The organism is Dakarella massiliensis (assembly GCF_001182045.1).
Taxonomy (GTDB): Bacteria; Pseudomonadota; Gammaproteobacteria; order Burkholderiales; family Burkholderiaceae_F; genus Mesosutterella; species Mesosutterella massiliensis.
Genome location: NZ_CVTY01000006.1, coordinates 410806 through 433858, shown reverse-complemented (window position 1 = coordinate 433858; position 23053 = coordinate 410806). Strand labels below are relative to the sequence as shown.

The 23053-nt window shown below is 56.2% G+C and carries 18 protein-coding genes and 1 CRISPR repeat array (1 of these 19 cut by a window edge); of the genes, 7 read left to right on the top strand and 11 right to left on the bottom strand.

From position 1 onward, the window contains the following. A CRISPR array of direct repeats spans nucleotides 1-225; the repeat unit is 28 nt; unit sequence CTTTTCTCTGCCTACGCAGAGGTGTTTC; it reaches 3592 nt to the left of the window's first position. 443 nt (nucleotides 226-668) lie between these two features. From BN1936_RS05785 to BN1936_RS05770, 5 genes are all read right to left on the bottom strand, one after another. Then, nucleotides 669-1682 (bottom strand): hypothetical protein, encoded by a 1014-nt coding sequence (locus tag BN1936_RS05785; RefSeq protein WP_049686855.1) that lies wholly within the window; start codon nucleotides 1680-1682, stop codon nucleotides 669-671. A 164-nt stretch (nucleotides 1683-1846) separates the two neighbouring features. Further along, on the bottom strand, nucleotides 1847-3157 hold the full coding sequence (locus BN1936_RS05780; protein ID WP_187367752.1) for a ferric reductase-like transmembrane domain-containing protein: 1311 nt from the start codon (nucleotides 3155-3157) through the stop codon (nucleotides 1847-1849). A gap of 231 nt (nucleotides 3158-3388) precedes the next feature. Further along, complete coding sequence (locus tag BN1936_RS05775; protein WP_198290750.1) at nucleotides 3389-4036, bottom strand: aldo/keto reductase; 648 nt, start codon at nucleotides 4034-4036, stop codon at nucleotides 3389-3391. Beyond that, nucleotides 3966-4232, bottom strand: coding sequence for an aldo/keto reductase (locus BN1936_RS11580; protein WP_022444877.1), 267 nt, complete (start codon nucleotides 4230-4232; stop codon nucleotides 3966-3968). Before BN1936_RS11580 ends, BN1936_RS05775 begins: the two co-directional genes overlap by 71 nt. A gap of 21 nt (nucleotides 4233-4253) precedes the next feature. Beyond that, nucleotides 4254-5105 (bottom strand): aldo/keto reductase, encoded by an 852-nt coding sequence (locus BN1936_RS05770; protein ID WP_049686853.1) that lies wholly within the window; start codon nucleotides 5103-5105, stop codon nucleotides 4254-4256. 252 nt (nucleotides 5106-5357) lie between these two features. Here BN1936_RS05770 and BN1936_RS05765 point away from each other — a divergent pair, with 252 nt between their 5' ends. Both BN1936_RS05765 and BN1936_RS05760 read left to right on the top strand, forming a co-directional pair. Beyond that, entirely contained in the window at nucleotides 5358-6269 is a 912-nt protein-coding gene (locus BN1936_RS05765; protein WP_049686852.1) for a LysR family transcriptional regulator, read from the top strand. A 260-nt stretch (nucleotides 6270-6529) separates the two neighbouring features. Then, nucleotides 6530-8080, top strand: a complete 1551-nt coding sequence (locus BN1936_RS05760; RefSeq protein ID WP_232422072.1) for a C69 family dipeptidase — start codon at nucleotides 6530-6532, stop codon at nucleotides 8078-8080. A 324-nt stretch (nucleotides 8081-8404) separates the two neighbouring features. Here the strand turns inward: BN1936_RS05760 and BN1936_RS05755 are convergent, their stop codons facing one another. The 5 genes from BN1936_RS05755 to BN1936_RS05735 form a co-directional block, all read right to left on the bottom strand. Continuing rightward, on the bottom strand, nucleotides 8405-9583 hold the full coding sequence (locus tag BN1936_RS05755; RefSeq protein ID WP_022444873.1) for an iron-containing alcohol dehydrogenase: 1179 nt from the start codon (nucleotides 9581-9583) through the stop codon (nucleotides 8405-8407). A 358-nt stretch (nucleotides 9584-9941) separates the two neighbouring features. Beyond that, nucleotides 9942-11120, bottom strand: a complete 1179-nt coding sequence (locus tag BN1936_RS05750; RefSeq protein WP_232422071.1) for an iron-containing alcohol dehydrogenase — start codon at nucleotides 11118-11120, stop codon at nucleotides 9942-9944. A gap of 211 nt (nucleotides 11121-11331) precedes the next feature. Then, the gene (locus tag BN1936_RS05745; protein WP_232422070.1) at nucleotides 11332-12513 is read right to left on the bottom strand and encodes an iron-containing alcohol dehydrogenase; all 1182 of its coding nucleotides are present in this window, start codon (nucleotides 12511-12513) and stop codon (nucleotides 11332-11334) included. Nucleotides 12514-12937: 424 nt separating this feature from the next. Beyond that, complete coding sequence (locus BN1936_RS05740; protein ID WP_232422069.1) at nucleotides 12938-14116, bottom strand: iron-containing alcohol dehydrogenase; 1179 nt, start codon at nucleotides 14114-14116, stop codon at nucleotides 12938-12940. 365 nt (nucleotides 14117-14481) lie between these two features. Beyond that, nucleotides 14482-15654: an iron-containing alcohol dehydrogenase gene (locus tag BN1936_RS05735; protein ID WP_022444867.1), complete on the bottom strand. Its 1173-nt coding sequence runs from the start codon at nucleotides 15652-15654 to the stop codon at nucleotides 14482-14484. Nucleotides 15655-16368: 714 nt separating this feature from the next. On the opposite strand from BN1936_RS05735, the gene BN1936_RS05730 reads away from it, so the two are divergent. Next, nucleotides 16369-17295 carry a DMT family transporter gene (locus tag BN1936_RS05730; protein WP_022444866.1) on the top strand — a complete coding sequence of 309 codons (927 nt, stop codon included), beginning with the start codon at nucleotides 16369-16371 and terminating at the stop codon, nucleotides 17293-17295. On the opposite strand, the gene BN1936_RS05725 is transcribed toward BN1936_RS05730, so the two are convergent. Then, nucleotides 17292-18245: a LysR family transcriptional regulator gene (locus tag BN1936_RS05725; RefSeq protein ID WP_022444865.1), complete on the bottom strand. Its 954-nt coding sequence runs from the start codon at nucleotides 18243-18245 to the stop codon at nucleotides 17292-17294. The two genes, BN1936_RS05730 and BN1936_RS05725, sit on opposite strands and share 4 nt — an antisense overlap. A 173-nt stretch (nucleotides 18246-18418) precedes the next feature. Here BN1936_RS05725 and BN1936_RS05720 point away from each other — a divergent pair, with 173 nt between their 5' ends. The 4 genes from BN1936_RS05720 (at nucleotide 18419) to BN1936_RS05705 (ending at nucleotide 23002) form a co-directional block, all read left to right on the top strand. Continuing rightward, nucleotides 18419-19084, top strand: a complete 666-nt coding sequence (locus BN1936_RS05720; RefSeq protein ID WP_022444864.1) for a thioredoxin domain-containing protein — start codon at nucleotides 18419-18421, stop codon at nucleotides 19082-19084. A 94-nt stretch (nucleotides 19085-19178) separates the two neighbouring features. Next, on the top strand, nucleotides 19179-21020 hold the full coding sequence (locus BN1936_RS05715; protein WP_022444863.1) for an arylsulfatase: 1842 nt from the start codon (nucleotides 19179-19181) through the stop codon (nucleotides 21018-21020). A gap of 95 nt (nucleotides 21021-21115) precedes the next feature. After that, complete coding sequence (gene dsbI, locus BN1936_RS05710) at nucleotides 21116-21787, top strand: protein-disulfide oxidoreductase DsbI (protein ID WP_022444862.1); 672 nt, start codon at nucleotides 21116-21118, stop codon at nucleotides 21785-21787. A 219-nt stretch (nucleotides 21788-22006) separates the two neighbouring features. After that, nucleotides 22007-23002 (top strand): alpha/beta fold hydrolase, encoded by a 996-nt coding sequence (locus tag BN1936_RS05705; protein ID WP_198290749.1) that lies wholly within the window; start codon nucleotides 22007-22009, stop codon nucleotides 23000-23002. Nucleotides 23003-23053 lie beyond the last annotated feature (51 nt).

Genomic DNA, 23053 nt, shown 5'->3' with positions numbered 1-23053 from the left:
TACAACAGCACCCACTTTTCTCTGCCTACGCAGAGGTGTTTCTCCACCATTGGCGCCCCGGCCTCGCTCAGCTCACTTTTCTCTGCCTACGCAGAGGTGTTTCTCGCTCTGGGGGACCATGCGTCCTCACGCGATGCTTTTCTCTGCCTACGCAGAGGTGTTTCCTGCCGGGCTACGTGGTACCGACGCGAGTTTTTCTTTTCTCTGCCTACGCAGAGGTGTTTCGTGGTCTCCGGATGTCAACGGACGGGAAGTGTTATCAAGAGCGATAAAATTTGACCAAGTAAATGAACCGACCCCTAAGCCAAGATCCTTCACAATCCTGAGGATCGCCGTGTCGGAACAGACCTTGGCGGCATAAAAGATTTCAGTATGGGGATGGCTGCTGAAAGCTTCCTGGATTTCTTGAATGTACCTTCCTATCTCTTGTTTCGAATGAACGTAGATAGGAGTTGGATTCCGATTTGCAAACCCATCGAAGTTCGCATCGTCAAAACAAAACTTTCCACTCCTCTCAGAAAACCGGCAGTCTTTTAAAAACAGGTCTTTCTTCAGTTCATTAAAGTTATGGATCACCGGGGCTGACATCCTGTTCTATCGGAACTGGTAAAAAATGGTCGGACGGGTTTCTAGAGCTTTATGTTGGGAACCGTTGACACGCGAAATTTCTACGGTGCCGGCTCAAGCGTCTCAATAATGAGGTTCTCAAGCTCCGATAGCCGCAGCTCCGGATCCGGCGTCTGCTCCGATGCCTGGAGGGCGTTCCGCACTGAATGCGTCGAACTCTTGATCACGAGAAGCCCCCAGCCGGGCAGCGACTCCCGCACAAAGTTCCTATAGGCGTCCTCAAACCCGGTCGGCACCGCGAGCCACCGGTAGTCGTACGGCGTCGCTTTCTCCGGTTCCTTCGCGAGGTAAAGCCCATCCGGGCGCTTCGGCTCAACGGAGATTCCGTGGAGCCTCAGGGCTCCGGTCTTTGTGCTCCGGTTCTCGATAATCACGCAGTCCACCGATCCGGCGGTCTCGGTCGACACTGGCTCGGTGCTCGAAATCACGCGGAACCGCGACCGCTTCGGGCGGCTCGCTCCGACAAGAAAGCCGCCTGAGTCCGCGGAGAGCGTGAGCACCGCCTCAAGCTTGAAACTGTTCTTCCGGTAGAACGCGGGCGGAATCCCCTTCTTCTTTTCCTCGGGGCGTTTTTTCTCGCGCGCCGCCTCGCTCTTCGCCTCTTTCACGGCTTTCCAGGCGTCGTTGAGATCGGCGCGCCGGATTTTCCCGTCGAGGATATCCGTCATCAGGCTGTCCGCGAACACCCAGTTCCCGTCACCCGCCAGGCGGTAGGCGAGCGCGATCGTGTTCGGGCTCGCCTCCACGGTCTCAATACTCGGGTGGCTGCGGCCGACCTGCGCCTCGCGCTTCAGATATTCCTCATAGTGACGCCCGGCCCCGAACCGCTTCCAGAGCTCGCTCGCGTGCATGCCGCTTTTTTTCGCCGCTTCCGCGAGCCAAAGCGTGTAGTTCTGAAACCCGCCGTTCCGCCAGAATTCTCCCTCGCGGATCCGTTTCAGGATCTGATAGGTGACACCCCAGTGATCGCGCGAACGTTTCAGCTCTTCTTCGAGCTTCAGGAGATTCGCGGCGTTTTCGGGTGACACCGCGTCCGGGGTCTCTTTTTCAGTCATTTCCAACTTTCTCCTTTGGCGGCAGAGCAAGGCTAATTGATCATTTTATAGGAGAAAACGCCCGGCAAACCGCCGCTTCCGACGAACCGCAGGCATAAAAAAACCGCCCGGGGAAGCGTGATTCCTTCAGGCGGCTGAGTACCGTTTATAAAAACGGAACCGGATTAATAGACTTCGCTTGTGAGATTCTCGGGGGCTCCCTTCCACGCTGCCTTGAAGGCCTTCGTGAGACCCGGGCGGCCGCAGACCGCGAGGGTCGCGGGGTGCTCAGCAAGAACCGTTTCGGGTTCCAGGTGATCGTGATTCTCGCCCGTCTCGTGAACCCGGAGATCAATACCGAGCTCGCGGCAAAGCGTCTCAACGCGTTCAAACCCGCCCTCAGACCGGTTCTTCACGGACCACCAGAGCGTGATCGAGGGAACGGGTTTCCCAGCCTCTTTATCCCGCTTCAGCTCTTCCATCCAGCCAAGGAACGGAGCGATACCAGCGCCGCCTGCGACCCACGCGGCGGTCTTCCCCGGAATGAACTTCGGGAAGAACGCGCCCCACGGGCCTTCGACATAAATCGTGTCACCAGCCTTCATCAACGCGAGGTTCTTCGTCCACTCACCCGCTTCCTTGATCCAGAAAGTGAGGAGGCCGGTCTTCTTATCCGCTCCCGCGACCGCGAACGGGTGAGAGTCTTCCTTGTCACCCGGGCGGGAGAGGTAAACAAAACGACCCGGTCCGATCGTGTCCGCGAGCTCCGTCTTCACGTCAAGCTGCAGAACGCCGCCGTCCGCCTTAATGGAGTCGAGCGCGCCATCGTAACGCATCGCGGAGCCCTTGCGGCCGCGGATGATGTTGACCGAGGCCCAGACGCCGAGGATCGCGGCGATCGTCGTGACCCAGCCAAGCGGCATCATGAGTTCGGTTTCCTTAAGCGTCCGCAGCGCGTGGAACGCAAGGAAGATATACATCCAGGCCCACATCAGATGCACCTTTTCCCACTTCGGCCACGAAATCTTCTTCTTCGCGTGCTTGATATCGCGCCAGATGACGGAAAGCATATAGAGCGAGACGAGAATGCCCGTGAGACCCGCGATCGGGTGCGAATACACCCAGACCCCGCTCCAGAACCCGTGAATCGCGTGCTCTTCCATCATCGGCACTTCAACGACCGGATAGAACGCGGTAATGATGTCGCGGACAAACGGAGCGAAGAAGTGAATGAACGCGAATCCGACCATCCACCAGCCAAGCGTCTTATGCGCCTGCATCAGTTTCCCAAGGGGCTCCCCTGCCACGCGCTCGATCCAGGACGGGCGCGCCGCGATCACGATCGCTTCCGTCATCAGGATCCATGTCACGACGCCTGAAATCACCCAGACCTGGTGCAGGACGTCGCGGCTCGTCAGCATGAAGGGGAAGAAATAAATCCCGATCAGGTAGGCGATTGCCGTGAGAATAAAAACAAAGAGATTGATGCGCAGCATGTTGTTATTCGTCTCCGGGGAAAAGAGACCTGAAATCATCGCTTCAGGTCTTTTTGAGAGCCCTAAGGCATTTTAAGTAGCTTTAAAATGCATTCAAAATACATCTTTTACCTGAACGCTATCTTAAATCAATCTTAATAGGTTGGTTTTGTATCGCGCTTAACAAAAAGCCCCGCCGGGAGCGTATCCGAGGCGAGGCTGTCACTATACCGACCGAACCCTAAGTGAAGCTTAACTGTAGGTCTCGATCAGCCACTTGATGAATTTCGGATCATCAAATGGAACGGTGCCGGCATCCGTTCGGTTGAGCCCCGCGATCGCTTTCATGTCGTCTTCTGAAAGCGTGAAGTCGAAAAGCTGGAAATTCTCTTCCATCCGGGCGCGGTGCGTTGACTTCGGGATCACGGCAATCCCGCGCTGCAGGAGCCACCGGAGCGCGACCTGCGCGACCGTTTTCCCGTGGGCTTCAGCGATCGAGGCGAGTGTCGGGTTCGTGAAGAAACCGTCCGCGGACTGCGCGAGCGGGCTCCACGCGGTGATCGGGATCGAGACCGAGTCGCAGAACGTCTGGAGTGCGTTCTGCTGCGTGAAGACGTTTGCCTGGACCTGCAGCATCGCGGGTTTCACGGTGTTCGAGAGCATGAGGTCGGTGATCCGCGCCGGATCAAAGTTCGAGAGCCCGATCGCACGGACCTTCCCGGCCGTCAAGGCGGTCTCCATCGCGCGCCACGTGCCGTAGTAGTCGCCGTAGTGCTGGTGAATGAGAAGGAGGTCAATGTAGTCGGTGCCGAGTTTCCGGAGGCTCTCATCAATCGACGCCGCGGCATTTTTTGTCGCCGGCGTTCGAGATCCAGACTTTCGTCGTGAGGAAGATCTCATCCCTCGGAATCCCGGACTTCGCGACCGCGGCCCCTACGTCCTCTTCGTTGTAGTAGGCCTGCGCCGTGTCGATCGCGCGGTAGCCAACGGCAAGGGCGTCAGACACGCACCGCTCCGTTTCTTCCGCTCCGATCTGGAAAACGCCGTACCCCACCATCGGCATCTTCACGCCGCCCTCAAGTGTCAGATAGTCCATATCCGTAACTCCTCCAAACCGTTAATCGTGAATCTTCATCGTGCCGATGTAGCGGACGTTCTCGAGCGCCCGGTCGTCGTAGAAGCTGCTGCGCCCGGTATCAAGCTCCGCGATCGCCTTCATGTCAGACGCGTCAAGCTCGAAATCAAAGATCGAGATGTTCTCAATCATCCGGCTCTTATGAACGGACTTCGGAATGACGATGACGTTTCTCTGGTGCAGCCACCGGAGCACGACCTGGCCCACCGTACGGTCATGCTTCTCCGCGATTTTCACGAGAACAGGGTTCGTGAAGAGCCCGTCATGCCCCTCCGCGAACGGAGCCCACGCCTCGTGCGCGATGCCTTCTTTCGCGAGGAACGCCCCGGTTTCCTTCATCTGGCACCAGGGATTCGTCTCTACCTGATTAACGGCGGGTTTCACTTCGTTATGAAGGAAGAGGTCAAGAAGCCGGTCATCCGGGAAACTCGTAACGCCGATCGCGCGGATGCGGCCTTCTTTATAAAGACGCTCCATCGCGCGCCATGCGCCGTACACATCGCCGTAGGGCTTATGAATCAGCCAGAGATCCAATTGATCAAGCCCCAGCTTCTTCATCGAGGTGTCAAACGCCCGCAGCGTATTGTCGTAGCCGTGGTCCTGCGTCCAAAGTTTCGTCGTCACGAAGAATTCGCTTCTCGGGATCCCGGACGCGCGGATCGCGGCCCCGACCGCTTCTTCGTTCTTATAGGCCGCCGCCGTATCAATCAGCCGGTAGCCGACTGAAATGGCGTCCTCCACCGCTTTCTGGCACACCGCGAGGTCCGGCACCTGGAATACGCCAAACCCCACCATCGGCATCTCAACGCCGTTATTTAACTTGATCGTCTTCATCTCTTGCTCCTCGGTTCAAGAACATTCAGTCACCGCCCCTCGCCTCCGATCTCTCCCGCGGTCTCCCCGCCGCACCACGAATAAAAGCGTCGGGGAGACCGGAGACGGAATAGGAAAGGGAACCGGGTGTCGGTCTCGTTTAAGAGTGACTTCATCCTAGGGCAATGGGTGCCGCTTTGAGATAACATGAGATTAATGGAGTGTGAACTCTTAGTTCATATTAAAATTCTCAGAAAGTATTCAGTTTCAATCATGTTCCCGATCCTCAGCCCTGAAGTCGAAACGTTTCTCGCCGCGGCCCGCGCCGGAAGCTTCACGAAGGCCGCGGACGCGCTTTTTATCACGCCGACCGCGGTGATGAAGCGAATCGATAAGCTGGAGAAAGGAATCGGGGCGGAGCTCTTCCGCCGCTTCAAAACCGGGGTGGAGCTCACGGACGCCGGGGAGCTCTTTTTCAAGTCGTGCGAAGCGATGGAAGCGGACTCCCTCAAGGCTCTGGAAAAAGTCCGGAACGCCGCGGATGCCGAAACACAAACCATCCGGCTCGGAAACTCAATCCTCAATTCCTGCGAACCCTTCCTTCCCCTCTGGGACGCGGTGTCGGACCGCTTCCCCGGGTGGAAACTCCGGATCGTGCCGTTTGAGGATGACCGAAACGGGATCCTCCGAAAGATCCGGGAACTCGGGGAAAAGTTTGACTTTATCTATGGGCCGTGCGATTCGCTGATCTGGCTTAACCGTGTGAACCTGATCCCGGTGACGTCTGTCAGGCTTGAAGTCGCGGTGGCGCGCACCCACCGCCTCGCGAAGAAAACGCGCGTGACGTTTGAGGATCTCGCGGGGGAAACGATCCTCATGCCGCTTCACGGGGACTCGCCTCGGAATGACCGCCTGAGAAATGAATTTATAAAGCGCGGGATCCGGGTGATCGGAAACTCCCCCTTTTACGATCTCGAAACCTTTAACCGCGTGACCGATGGAAAAACCGTCCTCATCACGCTCTCCTGCTGGAAGTCGATCCACCCGTTTCTCGTGACGATCCCGGGGGAATGGAGTGACGCGGTGCCGTACGGCCTCATCACGGAAATCCACCCCAGACCCGCCCTTCTCCCCGTGATCGACGCGATCCGGACGGAAGCCGTGAGGCAGCGGATCCGGTTTTGATCGCCTCACGCCTTTGGGCAGCGTAAAGGGTACAGCCGGGATGCGGTGAGCACCGCCGTCCCCAGTCGCTTACACACCCCGTATTGAAAACCTTCACTTAAACCTTTCTTTCATAATCTCTATTTGAAATATAGGTAAATTTACCTAGGGTTATTACCGTATCGATTTTGCAGATCCGGGCAGAGAATGGTCTCCGATATGGCTAGTCCGAAAGAACGAGAGGCGAAGGATACTGACCCGCGATACCGAACCAGCCATGGATGAAGTCAGAACTTAAAAAACACACGTTTAAGGATCTTCTCATCATGATGCATGGATTCAGGCTCGCGGCGGCAGCGGCCGCGGTTTCTCTCCTTCTCTCAGGCACCGCGTACGCGTGCACGACGCTCCTCGTGGGGTCGGGGGCCTCGGCGGATGGCTCACTCATCATCGGCCGGAACGCGGACTCCAACGCTCTCAAGGCGCAGCACATGGTGGTGCATCCCGCGAAGACAAACCAGAAGGGGATGTACCGGACCGCGGACCATCACGGCGCGAATAACTTCGAGTATCCGCTCCCCAAGAACTCTCTTCGCTACACCACGGTCCCGAACTGGAAGACCGGGGTGCACGGGGCGACGGGGTTCAATTCCGCCGGGGTCGGTGTATCAGGGACGGAATCGATCTTCGCGCGGGATGACGCGCTGAAGCTTGATCCCTATGTCGAAAAGACCGGGATCACGGAAGACGACATCATGGAGGTGATCCTCCCGCGGGCACGGTCCGCGCGCGAAGGCGCAGCGATCCTCGGCCATGTCGTTGAGACAAAGGGCGCGGGTGAAGGCTTTGGTGTCGCGTTCGTCGACGCGAAGGAACTCTGGTATCTCGAAACCGGGACGGGCCATCAGTGGATCGCGGTCCGGATTCCGAAGGACGAGTATTTCGCGTCGGGAAATCAGGGGCGGCTGCAGCAGTACAAGGCGGGCGACCCGAACTTCATGGGAAGCCCGACCGTAGTCTCCTGGGCCGAGCAGCATGGGTTCTACAACCCGAAGGACGGCGCGTTTAATTTCGCGAAGGCCTACACCCGGGACGATGGCCGGGATCGGCTTTATAACGACCCCCGCGTCTTCTCAATCATGAAGACCCTGACTCCGACGCTTTCGATCGAACCCGAAGCCGGCCGCGCGTTCCCGGTGTTCGCGAAGCCCGCGGAAAAGGTTTCAGTGGATGAAGTGAAGAAGCTCCTCAGAAGCCACTTCGAGATCGCGGGGCTTGAGTCGCATGACCCGTATACGAAGGGCCTCCGCGGGGACGAACCTTACCGCCCGATTTCGGTCTTCCGCACGTACGAGTCTCACGTGATGCAAGTGCGCCCGAATCTCCCGCGCGCGATCGGCGAGGTGACGTACCTCGCGATGGGCATGGGGGACCTCGGGGTCTATGTGCCGTTCTATCAGGGCCTCAAAGCGTTCCCGAAAGAGTATTCAATCGGCACCGATAAGGCGGATAGCAACTCGGCCTATTGGAAGTTCCGCAAAGTGCAGACGCTCGCGATGACGGACTACCCGAAACTCGCGCCCGTGGTGCATGAACGCTACGCCGCCTGGGAAGCGGACACCGCGAAGAAGATGAAGGCCTTTGAGGCGCAGTACCTGAAGACCGTGAAGACGAACCCGAAGAAAGCGGATCAGATGCTGCAGGACTTTAACCTCAAGGTGATCCGGAGCGCGGAAGCGGCAACTGAATCGCTCGAGAACGAGCTCTACACGATCCGGACCACGGATATCCAGAAGAGCATCTTCTTCTCGAATAACAAGAAGAAGGACTGAGAGTAGTTCAGAATTCCGGCTTTCTCCCATAAAACCCATCCGATCCATCGGCACACAGAGTATCTCCGGGGGAGGAGGCTGGATACGCAGGACCCGTCACGGGGGCCTTCCGGAGGCAGATCGGTGTCTCAAAAGAAGGCGGAAGCGTCTTCCGTGGCGGCTATCAGCAGGACCTGAGTCACAGGTGAAGAAACAGGTGAAGGGAATATAGGCAATATAAAGGCGGGGCACCCGGGTAAGGTGCTCCGCCCTTTTTTGGTCTTAGTTCAGTCCGCCCGGCATGTTACCGGACGCCTGAAGAAGACACCGTCACTCGCCCGGCACTCAGAGGCTCGCGCGGAGAACGGCGAGCACCGCTTCCTTATCCATCGGGACGAAAGCGTACTTGTAGTCCCCGACCCAGGCCGTGGTGACGTGTTCCGCCATCGCTTCAAAGTGCGAATCGTCGATCCCGAAGTCCGAGAGCGTCTGCGTGATTCCGATCGAGCGGAAGAATTCCGCGGTCTTTTCGATCGCCTTCGCGGCGTTCACATCAACGCCATCCGCCGGATTGAGGCCGAAGACATTCACGCCGTACTGCGCGAACTTCGGAGCGACGAGCGCAGGGTCCGTATCCAGGCACCACTGCATCCAGTGCGGGGTGATGATCGCGAGGCCGACGCCGTGCGTAATGTCGTACCAGGCGGAGACTTCGTGCTCAATCCCATGGCAGGGCCAGGGGGACGGGGAGCGGCCGAGACTCAGCAGCCCGCAGCAGCCAAACGAGGACGCCGCGAAGATCTCGCCGCGCGCCTCAAAGTTCGTCGGTTCCTTGATCGCGATCGGACCGAAATGCATCACGGTCTTCAGCATGGATTCGCAGAAGCCATCCGAAAGCATCGAGGCCTCACGCACGAAATACTGCTCAAACGTGTGCGACACGATATCCGCGACACCGGCCGCGGTCTGGTTCGCGGGAACGGTGAACGTGTACTCCGGATCCATGATGGACGCGACCGGGAAGCAGCCGTTCACGGGGAGCTTCTCCTTCGTTTCCTCATTCGTGATCACGCCGCCGAAGTCGTACTCGGAGCCCGTCGCCGCGAGCGTGATGACGTCAAACACCGGAAGGGGCTTCCCGACACGCTCCGGGTGCTTCACGAGATCCCAGGGGTCGCCGTCATAATTCGCGCCGAGCGCGATCGCCTTCGCGCAGTCGAGCACCGAGCCGCCGCCGATCGAGAGGATGAATTCAACGCCCTCTTTCTTACAGAGCGCCACACCTTCCCGCACCGACTCAATCTTCGGGTTCGGGGCGATGCCACCGAGTTCCACGATCTCGCAGCCAGCGTCCGCGAGGATCTTCTTCGCTTCGTCGTAAAGACCGATCCGCTTCACAGAGCCGCCGCCGTAGGCGAGCAGCACCTTCTTCCCGTAACCCTTAATGAGGTTCCCGAGTTCCGCGATCCGGCCCTTGCCGAACACGAGGTGAGTCGGATGGTAAAGGTCATAAGACTGAATCATGTTCTTTTCCTCTCTCTTATTCCGACACCGGTTACTTTTCAGACCCCGGCGTCACACATCAAAAAATGTCACCGGCCGATCCAAAACGGATAGATCACGCGGCGGACAGCGGTCACTCTATAGGCAATAGCAGAACGGTGTGAGGCTCTGAAGTGGGATTTTGGTCTTACTTGCCTGATTTTCTCATCTATTCGCCCGAAACCTCAAAAAAAGAGAAAAACGGGCAATCGATAAAGATTGCCCGTTTCTCTTCAGAAGAGGGTTTTTCTCCGCGCCGGTTCCTCAGCTCTCCCCTCTCCCCAACTCTCAATAAGGCAGAAGGGAAAAGACAAAAAACCGCGCGGAGTGGAGCCCGAAATCAGAGGCTCGCCTTCAGGATCTCAACGACCGCTTTGTGATCAAGCGGCGCGATCGCGGTGCTGAAGTCACCGAACCAGGCCTTCGCGACGTGATCCGCCATTTCGTCGAAGTGGGTGTCATCGATCCCGAAGTCCTTAAGGGTCTGCGTGATCCCGATCGAGCGGAAGAATTCCGCGGTCTTTTCGATCGCTTTCTTCGCGTTCACTTCCACCCCGTCCGCCGGGTTGAGACCGAGGACATTCACGCCGTACTGCGCGAGGCGAGGCGCGACAACCGCGGGGTTCGCTTTGAGCGAATACGCCATCCAGTGCGGGGTGATGATCGCGAGACCGACGCCGTGCGTGATGTCGTACCAGGCGGACACCTCATGCTCAATCCCGTGGCAGGGCCAGGGGGACGGGGTGCGGCCGAGCCCAAGGAGCCCGCAGCAGCCAAAGGACGAGGCGGCGAGCACTTCACCGCGGGCCTCAAAGTTCGTGGGATCCTTGAGCGCAATCGGACCGAAATGCATCACGGTCTTCAGCATCGACTCACAGAAGCCATCCGAAATCATCGAGCCTTCCGCCACGATGTACTGCTCAAAGGTGTGCGAAAGGATGTCCGAAATTCCGGCCGCGGTCTGGTTCGCGGGGACCGTGAACGTGTATTCGGGGTCGAGGATCGAGGCCACCGGGTAGCAGCCGCCGACAGAGAGCTTCTCCTTCGTTTCCTCATTCGTGATCACACCGCCGCCGTCGTACTCAGACCCCGTCGCCGCAAGCGTAATCACGTCAAAGATCGGGAGGTGACGGCCGATACGGTCGTTATGGATCACGAGATCCCAGGGGTCGCCGTCGTACAACGCGCCGCAGGAGATCGCTTTCGAGCAGTCGAGGGTGGAACCGCCGCCGATCGAAACGATGAACTCAATCCCTTCCTTCTTGCAGATCTCAACACCCGCGCGAACCGACTCGATCTTCGGGTTCGGGGCAATGCCGGAAAGCTCAAAGATGTCGCAGCCGGCATCCGTCAGAATCTGCTTCACGGTGTCGTAGAGCCCGATACGCTTGACGAATCCGCCGCCGTAGGTGAGGAGCACCTTCTTCCCGTAGCCCTTGATGAGGTTACCGAGTTCCGAAACACGGCCCTTCCCGAAAACGAGATGAGTCGGAAGATACAAATCGTAAGACTGAATCATGACTATTCCTCTCAAATGCCGGCCGTGTTCCGTCAGACCACAAACGGAAGAGAGCCGGCGGTAAAACAAAAAATGATTGGGTTCCATCCCCTCTCTGAACCCAGCGTCACTGTAGAACGATTAAAAAAATAACGCGAGACGGAGCTTCTATTCATCTCCCGGAGGGGCGGACATGCTGATTCGGAACCATCCCCTCCCGGAAATCGATCCCTCAGAGCGAGGCCTTCAGAATCTCAAGGATTCCCTCGCGGCCGAGCGGCGCGAAGGTGTAAGGGGGACGCCCCGCGAACCAGGTGGTCATCGCGTGATCCGCCATTTCATCGAAATGCGTCTCATCGATCCCGAAGTCCTTAAGCGTCTGCGTGATCCCGATCGAACGGAAGAATTCCGCGGTCTTCTCGATCGATTTCTTGGCATTGGTTTCCACGCCGTCCGCGGGGTTGAGCCCGAGGACATTCACGCCGTACTGGGCGAACTTCGGAGCGACGACCGCCGGGTTGTTCTTCAGGCAATACCGCATCCAGGCCGGCGTAATGATCGCGAGACCGACGCCGTGCGTGATGTCGTACCAGGCGGAGAGCTCGTGCTCGATTCCGTGGCAGGGCCAGGCACCGGCTTCGCGCCCCACGGCAAGGAGCCTGCAGCACCCGAAGGAACTCGCCGCGAGCAGCTCACCGCGGGCCTCAAAGTTCGTGGGATCCTTGATCGCCACGGGGGCGTACTTCATCACGGTGCGCAGCATCGATTCGCAAAAGCCGTCTGAGAGCATCGAGCCCTCGGATACAAAGTACTGCTCAAAGGTGTGCGAGATGATGTCCGCGGACCCGGCTGCGGTCTGGCTCGCGGGAACCGTGAACGTGTACTCGGGGTCGAGGATCGAGGCCACCGGGAAGCAGACCCCGACCGCGCGCTTTTCGTTTGTGGCGTCGTTCGTGATCACGCCGCCGCCATCGTAGTCCGAGCCCGTTGCCGCAAGCGTCAGCACGTCAAACACCGGGAGGTGACCCTTCACGCGGTCCCGGTGGATCACGAGATCCCAGGGATCACCGTCATACTTCGCGCCGAGCGCGATCGCCTTGGAGCAGTCAAGGGTCGAGCCGCCGCCGATCGCGAGGATGAAGTCGATCCCCTCTTTCTTGCAGATCTCGACCCCGGCCCGCACAGACTCAATCTTCGGATTCGGCTCGATCCCGGAGAGCTCAAACACCGTGCAGCCCTCAGCCGCGAGGAGCGCCTTCACCTTGTCATAGAGACCGATTCGCTTAACCGAGCCGCCGCCGTAGGTAAGAAGCACTTTCTTTCCGTACCCTTTGATCAGTTTCGGAAGCTCGGCAACGCGGCCCTTCTCAAACACGAGGTGTACCGGCATGTAGAGGTCATACGACTGAATCATGAGACTGTCTCCAATAGAAGTCTGAAGCGGTGAAGGAAAAGAAGGTTTCACGCCCGAGGCGCTGAAACCTGATTTCTCCTCTCCGTCAGACAGAGAATTCGCCCGAAGGAACACGGGAACCCCAGGAAGCCATCGAATCTTCAGAGGCAAAGCGTGGAACTCCGTGTTCCCGCACGACTGAAATTTTACGAAGGATAGGAAGAGAAAGTTTCTTATTTCTCTATTCTTCTTGCCTCTTTGGATCACGGGGGAGGAGATCCGGGCGAGAAAAACCGATGTCGGAGGCCGAGAACCGGAGAGTAAAAAAACGCCCTGGGCGGGCTGAAAGCGCGCACCAGGGCTGAGAATGCGGCGTCTGAATCAAGTTCAGAATGATGAGCCGCAATGAACGCAAAGGAGAGAATTAAGAAAGTGTTTTTGTTATTCAGAGGCTCGCTGTCAGAATCTCGATAATCCCGGCGCGGTCAATCGGGGCGAAGGACTTCGAGTAGTCCCCAAACCACGCGGTGAGGACGTGATCCGCCATTTCGCCGAAATGCGTGTCATCGATCCCGAAATCACGAAGCGTCTGCGTGATGCCGAGTGACCGGAAGAAGTCCGCGGTCCGCTCAATCGCTTTACGGGCGTTCACGTCCACGCCATCCGCCGGGTTGAACCCGAGGACATTCACGCCATACTGTGCGAACTTCGGGGCGACGACCGCGGGGTTGTGCTCGAGGCAGTAGCGCATCCAGTGCGGCGTGATGATCGCGAGACCGACGCCGTGGGTGATGTCGTACCAGGCGGAAAGCTCATGCTCGATCCCGTGGCAGGGCCAGGCGGACTTCGTGCGGCCAAGCGCGAGAAGCCCGCAGCAGCCGAACGACGACGCCGCGAAGATTTCTCCCCGCGCCTCAAAGTTATCCGGCTCCCGAAGCGCGATGGGACCGTAGTGCATCACGGTCTTCAGCATCGACTCACAGATGCCATCCGACAGCATTGAGCCTTCCGCCACGAAATACTGTTCAAACGTGTGGGAGATGATGTCCGACACCCCGGCCGCGGTCTGCTTCGCGGGAACGGTCATCGTGTACGTGGGATCCAGAATGGAGGCCACGGGGAAGCAGCCGCCGACTGAGAGTTTCTCCTTCGTTTCGTCGTTCGTGATCACGCCCGCGCCGTCGTACTCAGACCCCGTCGCCGACATCGTCATCACGTCAAACACCGGGAGCTTCTTCCCGATCCGGTCGCGGTGAATCACGAGATCCCAGGGGTCGCCGTCGTACCCCGCGCCGCAGGCGATCGCTTTGGAGCAGTCAAGGACCGAGCCGCCTCCTATCGCGACGATAAAGTCGATCGCGTTTTCCTTTACGATCCGGACGCCTTCCCGCACCGACTCGATCTTCGGGTTCGGGGCGATTCCGGAGAGCTCAAAGACCGTGCAGCCTTCCTGATGCAGGATCTCCCGCACGGTGTCATAGAGTCCGATCCGTTTCACGGAGCCGCCTCCGTACGTGAGCAGCACTTTGCTCCCGTACCCCTTGATGAGACGCCCGAGTTCCTTGACGCGGCCCTTCCCGAAAATGAGATGCGTGGGGAGATAAAGATCATAAGACTGAATCATTTTTCATTTCCTCTCAAAGAAGAGAGTGAGGAGAAGGGAAACTCGTCCTTCAAATCACTCCATTCCGTCTGGTTTTCATTCTGCGCGGAAGAGCGGGTTCGCATGGAAATCCGATAACTCACCGCCCTCCGTTCTGATGTAAGAAATTCTAGGAAGCGGATGGGAAAACTCCGTCGTGAACTGATCGGATTTCTGCGAAATCCAATCAAACGGGTGACGAATCCATAAAAGAGAGATGAAAACGATTCAGGCCTGAGAGGCGAAGAAACCCCCCGCGGACCTGGTGAGGTGCCGCGGGGGTTTGTGTGAAGGGAGGAAGGCGGGATCCGGCTGGACCGGATCCCTGACATCAGAGTTTCAGAGTCTCAGAGGCTCATCCGGAGCACCGTGAGGATGGCGTCCCGGTCCATCGGAACGAAGGCCTTGCCGAGATCGCCCCAGCAGGCTTTGATGTGGTCCGCCATTTCGCCGAAGTGCGTGTCATCGATCCCAAGCGCTCCAAGGGTATTCGGGATCCCGATCGAGTCGAAGAACTTCCGGGTATTCGCGATCGCGTCTTTCGCGTTTTCCATCGGGTCGTGCCGAGGGTTCAGCTTCCAGACATTCACCCCGTACTGCGCGAAACGATTGACGGTCGTGGGATCGGTCTCAAGGCACCAGCGCATCCAGTTAGGCGTCAGGATCGCGAGCCCGACGCCATGCGTGATGTCGTACCAGGCGGAGAGCTCATGCTCCATTCCGTGGCAGGGCCAGGGGGACGGGTTGCGGCCGAGCGCGAGGAGCCCGCAGCAGCCAAACGAGCTCGCGGCGAGAATCTCGGCCCGCGCCTCGTAGTTCGTGGGGTCTTTCACCGCGATCGGCCCAAAGTGCGTCACCGTGCGGAGCATCGATTCGCAGAAGCCGTCAGAGAGCATATTGCCGTCCCGCACGATGTACTGCTCGAAGGTGTGCGACATGATGTCCGCGATTCCGGCCGCCGTCTGGTTCGCGGGCACCGTCATCGTGTACTCGGGGTCGAGGATTGAGGTCACCGGGAAGTTTCCCCAGATCGTGAGCTTCTCTTTCGTCTCTTCGTTTGAGATCACGCCCGCGCGGTCGTACTCAGACCCGGTCGCGGCAAGCGTAATGACGTCAAAAAGCGGGAGGTACGCTTTGATCTTCTTCGCGTCAAGCACCAGATCCCACGGATCTCCCGGGTACATCGCGCCGCAGCAGATCGCTTTCGAGGCATCCAGAACCGAACCGCCTCCGACCGCCACGACGAAATCGATCCCTTCGTCCTTGCAGAGGCTTACACCCTCACGCACCGACGTGATCTTCGGGTTTGGCTCAATCCCTCCGAACTCCGAAACCGTGCAGCCCGCGCTTTCAAGCAGCTCCTTCACCCGGGGGAAGAGCCCTGAGCGCTTCACGGAGCCGCCGCCGTACGTAATCAGCGCCTTCTTTCCGGCTCCCGCCACCGCGTCCTTCAGTTCCGAAATCCGGCCCTTTCCGAAGATCAGGTGGGTCGGCATGTAGAGATCGTAAGACTGGATCATGTTTCGCCTCTTCCGCTGTAGTTGCTGAATTTTGAATCACGGGAATTACTCTAACACATTGATATACCGTAAACCCGTGAGTCAGGATAAAAACCTCCGTATGTTGCTCCTTCGTCATGTTAAACGGTTTATCAGAAGAGCGGGGCTATAGGGGCGGAGGCGGACGGGAACCGTCTGATCGAGGCATAAAAAAACCGGGGCTCTTTCCCCGGCAACGAAGTTAAAAGTATGCCACAGTTCATTTGTTTTAAAAAGAGAATTTTCACTGAGGCAGAAAATTTTTGGGACAGGCAAAATAGATCCCGTAACAGGAAGACTGCAAGGCAAAGTTCACAGCAACATGCCAGCCTTCCATCCCAAAAGCCCCGGTGAAGAAACGGCCATGTCGGTACGTTGTAAGAACACCGGGGCTTTTTCATGGCTCCTGTTTTTCAGAAAAGTATCCGCTTTTGATAATTTATTGTATTACATAAATAAAATCTGGCTCGTTTTTCCCTAAAAATATCCTGGACGTTATTGTTTTCCTCAAAATCTGGTAGCAGAATGAAAATTCTGTATCACACAGATGCCGGAAAAAGTCACCCTTTTCAAGATTAAAAATCTGATGCGGGATCACATTAGAAAGCTGATTTCCTAATGAAATGACATCGGCGTTCTTCCAGGACCGCTATTAACGGTCTTCGTAATTTGTTAACGGAGCTGAGTAACTTAAGGATGGCCGCGTCAAGTTCAATTCAGGAATCTGGCTCCTTCGATTACCGATCGTTCTGGATGCTTGCCGTTGCGGTTATCACCCCGATTAATTCGATCGCTGCCCGAAGTCTCCTGATTACCCTGACACCAATTCAGCTGATTGTTATCCGATCATCTTCAATCGCTGCCTGCATTCTGCTCTGGGCGATTTTCAGGCGCCGGCCCCTTGCGACACCCTGCGCAGGTCATCAGATTCTGAGGGCCTTTTTCGGGGTCCTAGCTATGTGCTGCTGGTTTTGGTCACTCAATCGGCAGCCTTTGGCCAACGCTACCGCGCTTTTCTATACTTCACCGATTTTTCTGGCCCTTGGAGCCTTATGGGGATCCTTAAAAAGAAAACAGGACTTACCGTGGGGATCGCTGGGCAGCATTCTTCTGGGGTTCATCGGGATCGTTTTGATCCTCAGTCCCTGCATCCACAACTTTAACCAACAGAATCTCCTTCCAATGCTGGTTTCACTCTTTGGAGGTTTCTGTGCTTCGCAAGCAATTCTCAAAATCCGTCATATGAGAAAGTGGAAGGAGCCCGCCTGGCGTACGGCCATGTATTTTTCGGCAATCAGCGCGTTCGGCGCCGCGTTCCTGATTGACTTTGATGATCTCTTTTCTGTTCTTCGGGCAAATGACGCCAGTTTGCCTTATGCGATGCTGATTCTGGTCCTGGTGTGTCTTGCCCTGATGAAGCAGCTGTTTTTCACAATGGCTTTTATGGCGAAGCATATGCTTCTGTCTGCCGTCTTCGAGTACTTCACCATCGCGATTTCTGCATTATTCGGGCTGTTGTTTTACGAAGAGCATCTGTCCCCTTCCGAAATTACCGGCATCTTCGCCATCATGCTCGCCGGCATCGGCGCCTCTTATCGAACCAAAACAGTCAGCACAAATTAAAGCAAAGGTTTGCTCAAATCCATAGATGAGGCGTGAGAGATGATCTTTGATCTGACCCATTGATGCAGAGGATCATTCTCCAGCCTTTCGTGCCAAAAGAGCTTCGGGACAAACTCCCCCTTCTTTTCACCAGGGAGAGAAATCACGCCCAGTCGTCCGCCTGAATTTGCCTCCAGATAACGCCCTGACGGCTCAGGGATCCAACCCACCGCGTTTGAACCTTCGATATAAAAAGAATTCGTGTGAAAGAAGGGACTTTCTATCGTTCTCATACCCTGCTCAGCAAGCTGAAGCCAGGGACGGTAATAGCCGATTTTGCTTGAGGACGGAATAAATTGCGTATAAGGAAGAAGCCAATTCAGCTGGAAACGATGTGACTCTTTCCATCGCCTGTAAATCGGGTGTGTGCTGCTCAAAAGAAGCACATATTTCAATGTTGTCAGAGGGTGGATATGGATTCCCTGAACTGTTGGCGGAATCGGATTCAATCCAAAATCGGCAAATCCATTTTTAAAAAATTCAACCGCCTTTCCATCCTTTGGATAGAAGTTAATACTGAGATGAAGCCCCGGAGCTTCAGCGAATAATTCGGAAAGAATCGGAAGAATAAAAGTGAAGTACCCGACCCCATAACAGAGGATTCTCATCTGTCGTTTGACCTTTCCTGGGTCAAACGACTCGTCCTCGTTCAAAGCATCCAGTCCATCAAGCACCTGGATGATTCGAGGCAGCAGATCACCCATTCTGCTGTTAGGAATCAATCCTCTGCCTGACCTCTGAAACAGTTCGTCCTTGAAGAAGTCCTTCATCACAGCGAGCTGATGGCTGGCTGCCGATATCGACAGTTTCTGCTCTTCAGCGGCAGCAGAAAGAGTACCAAGTCTGCATATAGACCTAAGAAGACGTAGACCGCTGATATTTTCCAGCCTTCTGATATCAATTGATTCCATTTGAATTTTTTACAAAAATAGTTCTACAGAACTAATACTTTAGAATCACAAGAACTCTGATTTGCAAAAAACAAGAATACACCCATTGAAATTCTCTATTTTTTTCAAATCATGAACGACTACATTTTTCTTATCAGGGACAAATAGTCCTTTTATCAATGAATGGAGAGAATATGCAGCGTCGTTCACTTTTCAAAGTTTCTTTAACCGCCGCTCTCGCTGCGGCTGTTCCTGCTGTCGCGTTTGCTGCCGATTTCAAAGAAGGCACCGATTACGTCAAACTCGCCAAGCCGCTCGCTAACGCTAACGGCACCGTCATCAAGGTTTTTTCCTATGACTGCCCGTTCTGCTTCCGCTACGACATTGGCGTTGACCCGACCGCTATCCCGAAAATCGAAAAGCTCGGTCTGAAATTCGAGCCTCGTCATCTGGAAACCAAAGGCAAGTACGGACGCTGCGCGTCTGAATTCTTTGCCATGTGCATCCTGATGGATAAGAAAGCCGGCCGGTCTCTTGAAGCCAAGGACTCGCTCTTCAAGAAAGCCAAGGATGCTGTCTATCAGGCCTATCACCGTCACTCCGAACGTTGGACCAAGGGAGAAGGCGCCTTCATCGAAACCATGACGAAAGCCACTGGCATTTCTGCCGATGAATTCGCGAAGGAACGCAAGACGGCAGCCGTTCAGGCTCTCGCCAATTCCTGGAAGCCCGTCTATGACGTCGCGAAGATCCAGGGCATTCCGGCCTACGTCGTCAACGGCAAGTGGCTGATCATGACGAAGAACATTCAGAGCATTGATGGCTTCGTGAATCTGATCGCAGTCCTCGCGAAAAAGTAATTCAGTTTTCTCCGCAGTTCGCTTTTCTCCCTGAGGGAATCATCCCCTCAGGGTAGGGGAAGCTTTGTCTCGAAACAATTCAAAGGGGAACAATATGAGTATCACCCGTCGTCAGCTGTACAAAATGACCATCGCCGCAGCAGCCGGCATTTCTCTTCCGACGGCCGCCTTCGCTTTTGGCGGTCCGTCCGGCGCTAAGACCATCTATAAGGTTCAGGGTCATATCGGCGAGATTCAAATGAATCCGTATAAGATCGCGCCGCTCACCGCCATCATTCATGACGGCGGCTATGTGCTGAAGAATGTCCGCGTCCGCATCGTCCCGAAGACCGGCGGTCAGGAAATCGCCTATCACGTGTCCGACAGCCAGGTGATGACTCACGGCGGCATCCCGGTTTTCGGTCTGTACCCGGACCACGTCAACCATGTTCAGGTGAGTTACGACCGTATCTGGAACAATAAGACGGAACACTTCGACGAAACCTATCAGATGTACGCGCCTCCGGCCTGGCGTGATCTGGCTGGCTCCAAGAGCGAAAATGCCATTTTCCCGAAGACGACTGTCATTAAGCCCGCAACCGGGAAGTTTGCGAATCGTCTGTACTACGTGAATAACATTGGCGGTGTTGCCGGCGGTACTCGAAAGGCCGTTTGGAACAGCCCTGAAGGCGGCGCGCTGCAGTGGTCCTCTGACCCGATTAACTGGATTACCGATACCAAGGGTGAAATCCGCTGGTACCTCAAGGCTGATCCGATTTTTGATGTGAACTCCCTCTGGAACGGCGGCATCATGATGGGCGTTCAGCAGAATGATGACGGCGCTCTCACCTGGGGTTACGGTCAGCATTATGTGAAGTACGACATCATGGGCCGTAAAGTCTGGAACCGTCGTCTCCCCTTCGCCTACAGTGATTTCAGCCACTCAATGGACGCTGCCCAGAACGGTCACTACTTCCTTCGTGTGGCATCTGCCAACCTGAAACGTACCGATGGCCGCAACGTGCACACGGTCCGCGACCTGATTATTGAAGTGAACCAGGATGGTCAGGTGGTTGATCAGTGGCGTCTCTGGGAAATTCTTGATCCGTATCGCGATGTCGCCATCAAGGCACTCGATCAGGGCGCTGTCTGCCTGAATATTGACGCAAGCCTCGCCGGCAAGACGGTAACTACCGAGGAACTGCAGAAGCTCGATAAAGCAGGAAACTTCGGCGACATCGTCGGCACTGGCCCTGGCCGCAACTGGGCTCACGTGAACTCTGTCGACTATGACCCGACGGACGACTCCATCATCATTTCGTCCCGTCACCAGTGCGCGGTCATCAAGATCGGCCGCGATCACAAGGTGAAGTGGATTCTGGGCGGTGGCGCCGGCTGGAAGAAGCCCTACCATGATCTGCTTCTCACCCCGGTTGATAAGAACGGCAAGAAACTCGACTGCGATGAATATGTCTGCCACGACACGAACTTCGACTGGACCTTCACGCAGCACACGGCCTTCCGTATCGACGAGATGTCCGATAAGAACACCTTCTGGCTCTCCGTGTTCGATAACGGCGATGCCCGCCACTTTGAGCAGCCCGCCCTTCCCTCTCAGAAGTACAGCCGCGCGGTGATCTATAAGATCGATCAGAACAAGCGCACGGTTGAACAGGTTTGGGAGTACGGCAAGGAACGCGGCCATGGCTGGTTCAGCCCCGTTACCTCTCTCGTGAAGTACATGAAGGACAAGAATTCTGTCCTCGTCTACTCCGCTACGGCCGGTGCTAACTATGACCTGAAGACCGGCGGTCTCGTATCTGCCCCGAACCCCTATCTCGAGGAATTTGAGTGGGGTGCCAAGGAGCCGTCCGTGGAACTCCAGTTCCATTCGACGACAGGCTATCAGGCAATCGTTTTTGATCCTGAAAAGGCCTTTAACAGCAAGGTTCATTAACTGATTGAGGAAGCCTGAGAGAATCTTCTCACAGGCTCCCCGGCTGCCCTGCCGGTATCGCCTATTGGCAGGGCAGATTTTTAGGCAGACTAAAAATGTCCTGGTTTGATCATTTGAAAAAGGATCCTGTCGGCGCAATTGCAGACTGGCAGGATATGCGCTGGCCCTGGGTTCTGATGGCCGCAGTCTGCGTCCTTCTGGTTTTGGTTGCGCATTACATGTTCCAGGTGTGGCTTTACATGGCACCCTGTGAACAGTGTGTTTACATCCGATTCGGCTTTCTGGTGATGGCGATCGGCGGATTGATCTGCGTTATCAATCCAAAAAACCTGATCCTGAAGGTGCTGGGCTATGCCTTTGCTTTTGCCGGCGCGATATACGGTCTTAAGTGTTCTGTGAAGCTTGAGGCTATCCATCATGCTATTCACAGTGACGATCCGACCGCGATGTTCGGTATGCAGGGCTGCTCGACGGATCCTCACTATCCGTTTGATCTCCCGCTCGCCCAGTGGGCTCCTGACTGGTTCAAGCCGACTGGAGACTGCGGGTACGACCTCGCGGTGGTTCCTGACGGTACACAGCTTTCGAGCCTCCAGCAGTGGTTCATCGATATGTACAACAGCTCGGACTCCTGGTATCTGATTCCGAAGTGGAAGTTTATGAGCATGGCTCAGTGCTGCGAGCTCGCCTTTGGCTTCATGCTGGTGATTCTCGTAATCATGGCTCTGTGCTTTGTTTATTGCCTCTTTATCCGCAAGAACAAATAAGTTTCGGTTTCACCATTATCTCCTACTGTCGGTTGCACCGATCTCTCATCCCGGACTCTCTCTCCTCCCGGGTGGAAGATCGGTGCTTTTTTGCCCTTCTTCCCCTCCTCCAAAACCTGCAGTATCAACGGCTCGCTTTTTTCTTTTTTCAGAATAAAATAGTTAGACATCTAACTAATTCAGTCCGAAAATGGACCGTCAGAAAGGACACACAGAGTCATGATGAGAAATCTGCTGTTTTCCGCGATGATCGCGGGACTGGCGTTTGGATCCGGCGCGGCATACGCCGCGGTGTCGGCTTTCCCCGGGTCGCCATCCCAAGGGCCTGTCTCCGCGGCTCACACCGGCACCCAGGGACCACTTCGCTGGTTCACGGAGCAGCCAGGCGCTGCCGCGAGCCAAACCCCGTACGGCAATAATCCGTCGGTTGGTCACACGGTGCAGGCCGGTGACGCGAAGATCTATTACGAGATCTACGGGACGCCTCAGACCGGAACGCCGGTGTTTGTTTTCCACGGGGGCGGTGTCGGCGCTCCCTACGAGTTGGGGACACTGATCGACCATCTGCGTCCGAACCACGAGGTGATTGTGGTGTCGACGCGCGGCCACGGGCGGTCTGAAATCGGACACTCCCCGATCACGTACGAGCAGAAGGGGCGCGACATGCTAGCCGTGATGCACGCGGTCACCCGGAAACCCGCGATGATTATTGGGTTCAGCGACGGGGCGTACACCGCGTACGAAGTGGCGAAATTGGAGCCGAAAGCTGTGGACCGGATCGTCGCGATCGGCGCGGGAACGCTTAAACCCGGGTACTTCAAGCCGGGTCTCAAGGTCTCGGACCTCCGGAAGATCGATAACGCCTTTGTCGAGCAGCAGCTGAAACTGATGCCGGAACCGGGTCGCTGGCAGGAGTTCCTCACGAACTACATGAATTTCTGGAGCCGGATGTCGGTCGGAGCCGAAACCTTCAAAGCGGTGAAAGCTCCGGTGCTCCTGATTGTGGGGGATGAAGATGACCACGCGCCGGTGATCACGGTGCTCGAAGCGCATCAGATGCTTCCGAATTCGCGACTCTGCGTGGTTCCGAAGGCGTGGCACACCGCGTTTATCGATAATTTCCCCGAGACCTGGGCCGCGATCCACCCGTTTATTATTGAGGCGGACCATAAGGCGCTCGTCTCAAGCAAGAAGCTCCCATATAACAACAGGTAAGCTCTTAAGCGCCCGGGAGCCAAAATGCCGGTCTCAATAAAGAGATCGGCA

Coding starts and splice junctions, on each gene's coding strand:
- BN1936_RS05750 (WP_232422071.1), bottom strand. CDS start 11,120: ATGATTCAGTCTTACGATTTGTATCTTCCGACTCATCTCGTTTTCGGG.
- BN1936_RS05760 (WP_232422072.1), top strand. CDS start 6,530: ATGAAGTCAGAACTTAAAAAACACACGTTTAAGGATCTTCTCATCATG.
- BN1936_RS05725 (WP_022444865.1), bottom strand. CDS start 18,245: ATGGAATCAATTGATATCAGAAGGCTGGAAAATATCAGCGGTCTACGT.
- BN1936_RS05735 (WP_022444867.1), bottom strand. CDS start 15,654: ATGATCCAGTCTTACGATCTCTACATGCCGACCCACCTGATCTTCGGA.
- BN1936_RS05745 (WP_232422070.1), bottom strand. CDS start 12,513: ATGATTCAGTCGTATGACCTCTACATGCCGGTACACCTCGTGTTTGAG.
- BN1936_RS05730 (WP_022444866.1), top strand. CDS start 16,369: ATGGCCGCGTCAAGTTCAATTCAGGAATCTGGCTCCTTCGATTACCGA.
- BN1936_RS05715 (WP_022444863.1), top strand. CDS start 19,179: ATGAGTATCACCCGTCGTCAGCTGTACAAAATGACCATCGCCGCAGCA.
- BN1936_RS05770 (WP_049686853.1), bottom strand. CDS start 5,105: ATGAAGACGATCAAGTTAAATAACGGCGTTGAGATGCCGATGGTGGGG.
- BN1936_RS05755 (WP_022444873.1), bottom strand. CDS start 9,583: ATGATTCAGTCTTATGACCTTTACCATCCGACTCACCTCGTGTTCGGC.
- BN1936_RS05785 (WP_049686855.1), bottom strand. CDS start 1,682: ATGACTGAAAAAGAGACCCCGGACGCGGTGTCACCCGAAAACGCCGCG.
- BN1936_RS05740 (WP_232422069.1), bottom strand. CDS start 14,116: ATGATTCAGTCTTATGATCTTTATCTCCCCACGCATCTCATTTTCGGG.
- BN1936_RS05720 (WP_022444864.1), top strand. CDS start 18,419: ATGCAGCGTCGTTCACTTTTCAAAGTTTCTTTAACCGCCGCTCTCGCT.
- dsbI (WP_022444862.1), top strand. CDS start 21,116: ATGTCCTGGTTTGATCATTTGAAAAAGGATCCTGTCGGCGCAATTGCA.
- BN1936_RS05780 (WP_187367752.1), bottom strand. CDS start 3,157: ATGCTGCGCATCAATCTCTTTGTTTTTATTCTCACGGCAATCGCCTAC.
- BN1936_RS11580 (WP_022444877.1), bottom strand. CDS start 4,232: ATGGACTATCTGACACTTGAGGGCGGCGTGAAGATGCCGATGGTGGGG.
- BN1936_RS05775 (WP_198290750.1), bottom strand. CDS start 4,036: ATGAGATCTTCCTCACGACGAAAGTCTGGATCTCGAACGCCGGCGACA.
- BN1936_RS05765 (WP_049686852.1), top strand. CDS start 5,358: ATGTTCCCGATCCTCAGCCCTGAAGTCGAAACGTTTCTCGCCGCGGCC.
- BN1936_RS05705 (WP_198290749.1), top strand. CDS start 22,007: ATGATGAGAAATCTGCTGTTTTCCGCGATGATCGCGGGACTGGCGTTT.